Here is a 9427-nt window from a genome sequence, read left to right on the forward strand (position 1 = left end):
TGGTTCTCTGTCGTTCCGGGGTCAGAGCGCCTTCGCGAAGCAGCGGCTCAACTCGTCGAAGCGGTAGTGGCCGAACTTGGCGCACGGCGTGTACCCGCTCGACGCGTACAGCGCTATCGCCTCCGGCTGCTTCGTGCCCGTCTCGAGCACCATCCGGGTGCGGCCCGCCGCGCGGGCGTCCGCCTCCAGCGCCGCGAGGATCCGGCGGGCCAGGCCCAGGCCGCGCGCCTCCGGGGTCACGTACATGCGCTTCAGCTCGGCGTCGCCGTCCGCGTACCCCTCCTCGTTCTCGTCCTGGGTGCGCCAGCCGCCGGTGGCCAGCGGGGTGTCCCGGTCGTCGTACGCGATCAGGTACAGCCCGTGCGGGGCGTCGAACATCGTCGGGTCGAGCGGGGTGACGTCCCCCTCGTCGCCGTACCGCTCCGCGTACTCGAGCTGCACGCGGTCGTTCAGCGCGATCGCGTCGGGGTGGCCGAAGGAGACGGGGCGCAGGGCGGGGGCCTCGGCGAGGGCGTGCTGGATACTCATGCGTCCGATCGTAACTCTATGCGGGCGGTGCTGGGGAGTGGGTTTCCAGTGTGCCGGTACCGTGGCCGGGTGCTGACTGTGACCACTGTGAATGTGAACGGGCTGCGGGCCGCCGCCAAGAAGGGCTTCGTGGAGTGGCTCGCCGGGACCTCCGCCGACGTGCTGTGTCTGCAGGAGGTGCGGGCCGAGGCCCAGCAGCTCCCGGACGAGGTGCGCGAGCCGGAGGGCTGGCACGTCGTGCACGTGCCCGCCGCGGCCAAGGGCCGGGCCGGTGTCTCCCTCTACACGCGGCGGGCGCCGGAGCGGGTGCAGATCGGGTTCGGCGTGCAGGAGTTCGCCGACAGCGGGCGCTACGTCGAGGTGGACCTGCCCGGTGTCGTCGTCGCCAGCCTCTACCTGCCCTCGGGCGAGGTCGGCACGGAGCGCCAGGACGAGAAGATCCGCTTCATGGACGCGTTCCTCGCCTACCTCAAGGAGCTCCGGGTCCGGGCGGCCGCCGACGGCCGCGAGGTCCTCGTCTGCGGCGACTGGAACATCGCGCACCGCGAGGCCGACCTCAAGAACTGGAAGAGCAACAAGAAGAACTCGGGCTTCCTGCCCGAGGAGCGCGCCTGGCTCGACCGCGTCCTGGACGAGAAGGACGGCGGTTACGTGGACGTGGTCCGCAGCCTGCACCCGGACGTCGAGGGCCCCTACTCGTGGTGGTCGTACCGGGGGCGCGCCTTCGACAACGACTCCGGCTGGAGGATCGACCTCGCCGCCGCGACCCCGGGGCTGGCCGGGAAGGCCGTGAAGGCGTACGTCGAGCGGGCCGCGAGCCACGCGGAGCGGTGGAGCGACCATGCGCCGGTGACCACGGTCTTCGACCTCTAGGACGCTTCGCGCCGCCCGGTCCGCAGGCCGGCGCGGCACGGACGAACCCCCGACCGGGGCCCCGGTCGGGGGTTCGTCAGGTCCTCAAGGAAGGACGGTGCCTGCGGGCGCGTCAGTCGCGGTCCAGCCGGTCCCGCACGTCCTGGGCGGCGTCCTCGGCCTTGTCGCGGGCCTGCGAGCCGCGCTCACGCGCCTCGTCGGCGCCCTGCTGCGCACGCTCGCCGGCGTTCTCCTTGTCGCCGCCCATGGCGTCCTTGGCCTTGTCGGCCAGGTCTTCGCCCTTGTCCTTGAACTGGTCCATGATGCCCATGCTGTTCACTCCTGTGGTGGGTGAGGGGATCGGGCTGCGACCAGACTTGCACGCTCGGACAAAGGTCGCATTTCGATCACTCACCACCTGTGTGCATCAACCGCCAGGCTGGGAGGAACCGCAGGTCAGGGCGTGCGAACGGATTCGTCCGCGGCGCCGCCCGCACCCACCAGGCCCTTCGACACCGACCCGAGCCGGCCCTCGAAGCGCCGCATCTCGCGCTGGCCCACGGACCCGATGATCCCGGGCAGGTAGCCGCGCATCCCCTGCATGCCGCGCAGCCACCACTGCGCGTACACGTGCGAGGAGCGCCGCTCGATGCCCGCCACGATCCGGTCCACGGCCGGGCCCAGCGGGTACGTCTTGTTCGACGGCCACGGCAGGCGCTGGCGCAGCTCGCGCATGACGTCGTCCTGGTCGGCGCCGCGGACCATGTCGGTGTCGGTCCAGGAGAGGTAGCCGACGCCCACCTTGACGCCCTTGTAGCCGACCTCGGCGCGCAGGCTGTGTGCGTAGGCCTCCACGCCCGACTTCGACGCGCAGTACGCGGTCATCATCGGCGCCGGTGTCATCGCGGCGAGCGACGCGATCTGGAGCAGGTAGCCGCGGGACTCGGTCAGCACGGGCAGGAAGGCGCGGGCGGTCACCGCCGAGCCGATCAGGTTGACCTCGATGACGCGCCGCCAGGACTCCGGGTCGGAGTCGACGAAGGGTCCGCCGGTCGCGACGCCCGCGTTGGCCACGACGATGTCGACCTTGCCGAAGCGCTCCTTCACCTCCTGGGCGACCCGCGCCATGGCCACGTGGTCCGTGACGTCCGCGTGCCACCAGTCGGCGTCCGTGTGCATGCGGCCCGCGACCTGCTTCAGCTCGTCCGGCTCCAGGCCGACGAGCGCGATCTTGGCGCCGCGCGCCGAGAGCTTGCGGGCGAGCAGCTCGCCGACGCCGCGCGCGGCTCCCGTGACGACCGCGACCTGTCCTTCGAGACCGACCCTGCTCATACGGCTTGCGCCCCTTCCTCGGACTGCGTCCGCTGCTCGGATCCGGCGGGCTGTGCCTGCCGCGGTAGGTACTGCTCGGCGAGTCCCCGGATGCGGGCGGTGACCGCTTCCGGGGCCTCGACCGGTGTCATGTGGCCGCGCCCGGCCAGCTCGGTGAGCCCCTCGCTCTGCGGCAGGGCCGCGGCGATCCGGCGCGCGTGCACGATCGGGGTGAGCCGGTCCCGGGTACCCGCGATCACGGCGGTCGGCACGGTCAGCGCCTCGACGCCCGCGTCCAGGTCCAGGGTCTCCAGGACGTGCGACCAGCCGCACCGCACGCCGCGCGGGCAGCCGTGCACGATGCGGGCGCAGGCCTCGATCTGGCCGGGGGCCGAACCCGGGCCCATCGTCGCGTACTTGAGCACCTTCTTGCCGACCGGTGTGACCGGCCCGAGGGGCGCCTTCGACCCGAGGACGGCCCGGGTGAGCCGGGTGCGCAGCCCGCCGGCCCGGATCGGCACCACGGTCGCCTCGGGCACCAGCCGCGAGCTGCCCGTGCTGCACAGGAGCACCGCGGCGGCGTGTTCGCGGAACGCGGGCCGGCCGGCCGCCGCCATCATCGTCATGCCGCCCATGGAGTGCCCGGCGAGCACCGCCCGTTCGCCCGGCGCGAGCGTCGCGCGGAGCACGGCCTCCAGGTCGTCGGCGAGCATCTCGGTCGTGTACGGGAGGCTGGTGGCGGCGGGGCTCCGGCCGTGTCCGCGCTGGTCGTAGGCGATCACGCGGTGGTCGCCGGACAGGGCGCGGATCTGTGCGGCCCAGAAGGCCGTCGAGCAGGTCCAGCCGTGCGCGAGGACGACCGCGGGGGCGCCGTCGGGGCCGTGCACCTCGGCGTGCAGCCGGGCGCCGTCGGCCGAGACGACGGTCAGTTCGCGGGCCGGGGCCGGGGGTGCGTAGGGCCCGGTGGTGACATGGGTGAGCCGGCTCATGCGGCGTCCACCGCCTTCTTCTTCGTACGGGCTGTGCGCGCGGGGGAGGCGGGGGCGACGGCCGGCGGCCGCACCACCTTGTACTCGCCCACGTCCACATGCCGGGTGGCCTGTCGGAACTCGGTGGTGGTGCCGGGCCACACCGTGGTGTTGCGCCCGTTGGCGTCCAGGTACCAGCTGGTGCAGCCGCCGGTGTTCCACACGGTGCGCTTCATGCGGTCCTGCACGCGGTTGTTCCAGCCGGTGACGGCGCTCTCGCGCGGGTCGAGGGCGACGCGGCCGCCCAGCACGTGCAGTTGGCGCAGGTAGTCGGCCAGGTAGTTCAGCTGGGACTCGATCATGAGGATCATCGAGGAGTTACCGAGGCCGGTGTTGGGTCCGATGATCGTCATGAAGTTCGGGAAGCCGGCGGCGGTGGCGCCGCGCAGGGACCGCATGCCGTCCTTCCAGGACTGGGCGAGGCTGTCGCCGTCGGCGCCGATGACGCGCTCGGCGATCGGCATGTCCGTGACGTGGAAGCCGGTGCCGAAGATGATCGCGTCGACCTCGGCCTCGGTGCCGTCGGCGGCGACCAGAGTGTTGCCGCGGATCTCCTTCAGGCCGGAGGCGACGACGTCGACGTGCGGCTGGGCGAGCGCCGGGTAGTAGGTGTTCGACAGCAGGATGCGCTTGCAGCCGATGCGGTAGTCGGGGGTCAGCTTGGCGCGCAGGGCCGGGTCCTTGACCGCCCGGTGCATGTTCCGCCTGGCGAGCTGTTCGACCAGGCCGAGCTCCTCGGGCCGTTTGGTGAACGCCTGGACCTGGAGTTCGCGGATGCCCCACAGCAGGCCCCGGCGGGCCTGCGTGGTGAACGGCAGCTGCCGGTGCAGCCAGCGCTCGGCGCGGGTGATGGCGCGGTCGGCGCGCGGCATCACCCACGGCGGGGTGCGCTGGAAGAGGGTGAGCCGGCCGACGTCCTGCTGGATCGCGGGCACGATCTGGATGGCCGAGGCGCCGGTGCCGATCATGGCGACGCGCTTGCCGCGCAGGTCGTAGTCGTGGTCCCAGCGGGCGGAGTGGAAGACCTTGCCCTCGAACGAGCCGAGCCCGGGGATGTCGGGCACCTTGGGGTCGGACAGCGGGCCGGTGGCGGAGACGACGACATCGGCGGTGAGGGTGCCGCTCGCGGTCTCCAGGATCCAATGCAGCCGCTCGGTGTCCCAGCGGGCCTGTCGCACCTCGGAGTCGAAGCGGATGTGCGGCCGGATCCGGAAGACGTCGGCGACGTGCTCCAGGTACGCGTGGATCTTCTCCTGCCCGGAGAAGGTGCGGGGCCAGTCCGGGTTCGGCGCGAACGAGAACGAGTACAGGTGCGAGGGCACGTCGCACGCGCACCCGGGGTAGCTGTTGTCCCGCCAGGTGCCGCCGACGGTGCCCGCCCGCTCCAGGACGACGAAGTCCGTGATGCCCTCGCGCCGCAGCCGGACGGCCGCCCCGAGTCCGCCGAAGCCGGACCCGATCACCGCCACCCTCACGTGCTCGTGCTTCTGCCCGGCCATCCCGGCGCCTCCCTTGCCGCACGACTCTGCCAGTGAACACTGGCGCAATGGGGAGAGTAGGGCAGCTCCGTACTCATGGGTAGGGGTTGCGCCGAGGAAAGTTACCGGCGGTTCGTCATAGGGTTCCCGCCGTGGGCGACGAAACGACGACGGGCGACGGCAGGCGCGAGTACCGCATGGAGGAGCTGGCCGCGGCGGCCGGCATCACGGTCCGCACCGTGCGCTTCTACCGCGAGCGGGGGCTGATCAAGCCGCCCCGCCGCGAGGGGCGCATCGCCTGGTACGACGGGAGTCACCTCTCCCGGCTGCGCACGATCGCCGCGCTCCTGGAGCGCGGGCACACCCTGAACGGCATCGCGGAGCTCTCCGAGGCGTTCGACCGCGGCCGTGACGTGGGCGAGCTCCTCGGGCTCGGCGAGCCCACCGAGGAGACCCCGGTCCGGCTGTCCGCCACGGAGCTCGCGGACCACTTCGCCGGCGAGGTGACCCCCGAGAACCTCCAGGCCGCCCTCGACCTCGGCTACCTCGGCACCGACGGCGAGGAGATCGTCCACGTCTCCCGCCGCCTCCTCGACGTCTCCGCGGCCCTGGTCCGCGAGGGCATCCCGCTCGCCGAGGTCCTCGGGGCGGCCCGCACCGTCCGCGACCACGCGGACGCGCTGGCCGCCCTGTTCGCCGACCTCGTCCGCGCCCACGGCACCGACAAGGACGTCGAACGCCTGCGCCCGCTGGCCAAGTCGGTCGTCGAGGCCGAACTCTCGATGGCCCTGGACCGGCGCATGGCGGGACCGGGGACGCCCCCGGGGTAGCCGCGCCCGGTCAGCGCGGCGGCAGCGGCGGCCGGCGGCGGTCCGGGGTGTCGGCGTAGTCGGGCGGGGAGAGAGCGCCCTGCTCCTTCAGCAGGTCCAGGGCCAGATGGACCGCGTCGTCGAGCTGGGCGTGCCGGCCCTCGGCCCAGTCGAGGGGGGTGCGCAGGGCCTCGATGTCGGGGTCGACGCCGCGGTTCTCCACGGACCAGCCGTACTCGGGGAACCAGGCCGCGTTCATCGGCACGGTGATCACGGTGCCGTCGCCGAGCTTGTGCCGGCCGGTCATGCCGACGACGCCGCCCCAGGTGCGCTGGCCGACGACCGGGCCGAGCGCGAGCAGCTTGAACGCGGCGGTGATCATGTCGCCGTCGGAGGAGGTGGCCTCGTCGGCGAGGGCGACGACCGGGCCGCGCGGCGCGTTGGAGGCGTAGGAGACGGCCTGGGCGTTGCGGGTCAGGTCCCAGCCGATGATCTTGCGGGTCAGTTTCTCGATGACGAGCTCGCTGATGTGGCCGCCCGCGTTGCCCCGTACGTCGACGATCAGGGCCGGGCGGGAGACCTCCATGCGCAGGTCGCGGTTGAACTGGGCCCAGCCGGAGCCGCCCATGTCGGGGATGTGCAGGTAGCCGCACTTGCCGTTGCCCAGCTCGCGGACGACCGCGCGGCGCTTGGCCACCCAGTCCTGGTAGCGCAGCGGGCGTTCGTCGACGAGCGGGACGACGGCGATGCGGCGGGCCCGGACCTCGCCGCCCTCCGGCGTGTGCGCGGGCAGGAAGGTGAGCTCGACGGTGGTGCCGCCGGAGCCGGCCAGCAGTGGGAAGGGGCCCGTGACCGGGTCGACGGGGCGGCCGTCGACATGGGTGAGCACGGCGCCCTCGCGGATGCCGGTACCGGCCAGCGGGGAGCGCGCCTTGGAGTCCGACGACTCGCCCGGCAGGATCCGGGTGAGGGTCCACCGCCCGTCCCGGCAGGCGAAGTTGGCGCCGAGCAGGCCCTGGGCGCGCTGGTAGTGCGGGGGGCCCTCGTTGCGCCGGGCGGCGGAGACGTAGGCGTGCGAGGTGCCGAGCTCGCCGAGGACCTCGCGCAGCAGGTCGGCGAAGTCGTCGGGGGACGCGACGCGTTCGAGCAGCGGCCGGTACTGGTCGAGGACGCCGTCCCAGTCGATGCCGCACATGTCGGGTGCCCAGAAGTAGGCGCGGACGATGCGGCCGGCCTCGTCGTAGGCGCCGCGCCACTCGGCGGGCGGGTCGACCTCGTGCAGGATGCGGCGCAGGTCGATCCAGATCGTCGTGTCGTTGTCACCGGCCTCGGTGGCGGGCACGGCGCTCAGCTCACCCTCGTCACCGACGACGAGCCGGGTGCCGTCGCCGCTGACCGCGAACCAGTCCATGTGGTCGACGAGCTGTGTCTTCTTGCCCTTGGCCAGGTTGAAGTGCTCGAGCGTGGGCTGGGACGAGGTGTCGGCCGGGTTCGCGAACGTCTCGCCGAGGGCGCCCGAGATCGGCCAGCGCAGCCAGACGAGGCCGCCGCCCGCGACCGGGTGCAGCGCCGAGTACTTGGACGCAGCGACGGGGAACGGCACGACACGCTCGGCGAGCCCCTCGGTCTCCACCATGGGCGCGCCGTCCCCGGTGCCCTCGACGGGGTCGAGCCCGCCCGCCGCGGTGCGGCCGTCGGGGGAGAGCGCGAAGGGGGACGGCGTGGCCGAGGACAGCGGGACGAGGTAGGGGCGGCAGCCGAGCGGGAAGGACAGGTCGCCGGTGTGCACGTCGTAGACGGGGTCGAAGCCGCGCCAGGACAGGAAGGCCAGGTAGCGGCCGTCGCGGGTGAAGACCGGGTTCTCGTCCTCGAAGCGGCCGTTGGTGACGTCGACGATCGTCCGGTCCTTGATCCGGGCCATCTTGATCTGCCGCAGGGAGCGGCCGATGCCCGGGTGCGACCAGGTCAGCCAGGCGCCGTCGGGGGAGAACGCGAGGTCGCGGACCGGTCCGTTGGTCGAGCGGATCAGCTCGGTGACCTCGCCGTCGGAGTCCTCGGACGCGTCGAGCAGCAGGACGCGGCCGTCGTTGGAGGCGACGGCGAGCCGCTCGCCCTCCGGGTCGGAGACCAGCTCCTGGACGCGGCCGAGGGCGCCCCGGGCGAGCCGGCGCGGGGCTCGCTCGCCGCTGGCCCGGGGCAGGTGGGCGATCTCGACGGTGTCGGCGCCCTCCGCGTCGGTGACGTAGGCGAGCCGGCCGCCGGAGCCGAGCATCTCGGGGAGCCGGGCGCGCACCCCGGGGGTGTCGGCGATCGTGCGGGCCGGGCCGTCGCGGTGGGTCAGCCAGTACAGCGAGCCGCGCACGACGACGGCGCTGGCCCGGCCGGTCTCGTCGACGGACAGGGCGTCGACGTGGTGCGCGGCCGGGACCTGGTAGCTGCGGCGCCCGGAGCGCGGTCCGCCGAGCCGGACGTCGATCCGGCGCGGCCGGGATCCGGGGGTGAGCGCGTCGAGGATCCACAGCTCGCCCGCGCACTGGTAGACGACGCGGGTGCCGTCGGTGGAGGCGTGCCGGGCGTAGAAGGCGTCGTGGTCGGTGTGCCGGGTCAGGTCCGAGCCGTCGGGCCGGCAGGAGTAGACGTTGCCGACGCCCTCGTGGTCGGAGAGGAACGCGATGCGGTCGCCGACGAACATGGGGGCGTCGAGGTGCCCGTCGACGTCCGCGAGGATCCGCTCCCCGTGCACCCACAGCCGGCCCTGGGCGCCGCCGCGGTACCGCTTCCAGGCGGCCGGCTCGTGCGGCGGGGTGCCGGTCAGGAGCAGGGTGCGGCGCTCGCCGGGGAAGTCGGTGACCTGGATGTCGGAGACCGGGCCCCAGGGGAGCTTGCCGCCGGGGGAGCCGTCGGTGGGGACGCTGTAGGCGAACGTGAAGTACGAGAAGGGCTCGCCGTGCGACGCGACGGCGAGGATGTCGCCGTCGGGCGTCCAGCCGCGGACCTCCGTGTCGGGGCTGCCCCAGTAGGTGAGCCGGCGGGTGGCTCCGCCGTCGACCGGGGCCAGGTGGATCTCGGGGTCGAGGCTGCGCCAGGTGGTGAACGCGATGTGCCGGCCGTCGGGGGAGAAGCGGGGATGGCCGAGTTTGGTGCGATCGGCGGTGAGGCGCCAGGCGCGGGTCGCGCCGTCCAGGGGGGCCAGCCAGAGGTCGTCCTCGGCCACGAAGCAGAGGTGCTCGCCGCTCAGGTGGGGGTACCTGAGGTAGCCCGGGCTGGTCGTCGTCTCGGCCGTTTCTTCGTCGTCCGTCACCTGTTCATGCTTTTCCGTCGTGGGGGGTCCGGCAACCGGGGAGGAGGAGTGGTGTGCACGGCCGGGTGCGGGTCCGGACTGTGATGGGGAGCACGTACGAAACGGTTTCGTTTCGCTAGA

General features: G+C 73.0%; 8 protein-coding genes. 2 read left to right on the forward strand and 6 right to left on the reverse strand.

All coding sequences use genetic code 11. The features are described from left to right. Positions 1-21: 21 nt before the first annotated feature. Positions 22-528 (reverse strand): GNAT family N-acetyltransferase, encoded by a 507-nt coding sequence (locus tag GTW43_RS34995; protein WP_161305998.1) that lies wholly within the window; start codon positions 526-528, stop codon positions 22-24. A 48-nt stretch (positions 529-576) separates the two neighbouring features. Here GTW43_RS34995 and GTW43_RS35000 point away from each other — a divergent pair, with 48 nt between their 5' ends. After that, positions 577-1401, forward strand: coding sequence for an exodeoxyribonuclease III (locus GTW43_RS35000; RefSeq protein ID WP_161305999.1), 825 nt, complete (start codon positions 577-579; stop codon positions 1399-1401). 112 nt (positions 1402-1513) lie between these two features. On the opposite strand, the gene GTW43_RS35005 is transcribed toward GTW43_RS35000, so the two are convergent. From GTW43_RS35005 to GTW43_RS35020, 4 genes are all read right to left on the reverse strand, one after another. Continuing rightward, entirely contained in the window at positions 1514-1711 is a 198-nt protein-coding gene (locus tag GTW43_RS35005) for a hypothetical protein (RefSeq protein ID WP_161306000.1), read from the reverse strand. A 125-nt stretch (positions 1712-1836) separates the two neighbouring features. Then, positions 1837-2712 (reverse strand): SDR family oxidoreductase, encoded by an 876-nt coding sequence (locus GTW43_RS35010; RefSeq protein WP_161306001.1) that lies wholly within the window; start codon positions 2710-2712, stop codon positions 1837-1839. Continuing rightward, positions 2709-3680, reverse strand: a complete 972-nt coding sequence (locus tag GTW43_RS35015; protein ID WP_161306002.1) for an alpha/beta hydrolase — start codon at positions 3678-3680, stop codon at positions 2709-2711. Before GTW43_RS35015 ends, GTW43_RS35010 begins: the two co-directional genes overlap by 4 nt. Further along, positions 3677-5218: an NAD(P)/FAD-dependent oxidoreductase gene (locus tag GTW43_RS35020; RefSeq protein ID WP_161306003.1), complete on the reverse strand. Its 1542-nt coding sequence runs from the start codon at positions 5216-5218 to the stop codon at positions 3677-3679. The genes GTW43_RS35015 and GTW43_RS35020 overlap by 4 nt, the downstream gene beginning before the upstream one ends. A 176-nt stretch (positions 5219-5394) precedes the next feature. Here GTW43_RS35020 and GTW43_RS35025 point away from each other — a divergent pair, with 176 nt between their 5' ends. Beyond that, on the forward strand, positions 5395-6027 hold the full coding sequence (locus GTW43_RS35025; RefSeq protein WP_161306005.1) for a MerR family transcriptional regulator: 633 nt from the start codon (positions 5395-5397) through the stop codon (positions 6025-6027). A gap of 10 nt (positions 6028-6037) precedes the next feature. Here GTW43_RS35025 and GTW43_RS35030 read toward each other — a convergent pair whose 3' ends face one another. Continuing rightward, positions 6038-9307: a S41 family peptidase gene (locus GTW43_RS35030; protein ID WP_161306004.1), complete on the reverse strand. Its 3270-nt coding sequence runs from the start codon at positions 9305-9307 to the stop codon at positions 6038-6040. Positions 9308-9427 lie beyond the last annotated feature (120 nt).

This window comes from Streptomyces sp. SID5785 (genome assembly GCF_009870065.1).
In the GTDB taxonomy this organism is placed as follows: domain Bacteria; phylum Actinomycetota; class Actinomycetes; order Streptomycetales; family Streptomycetaceae; genus Streptomyces.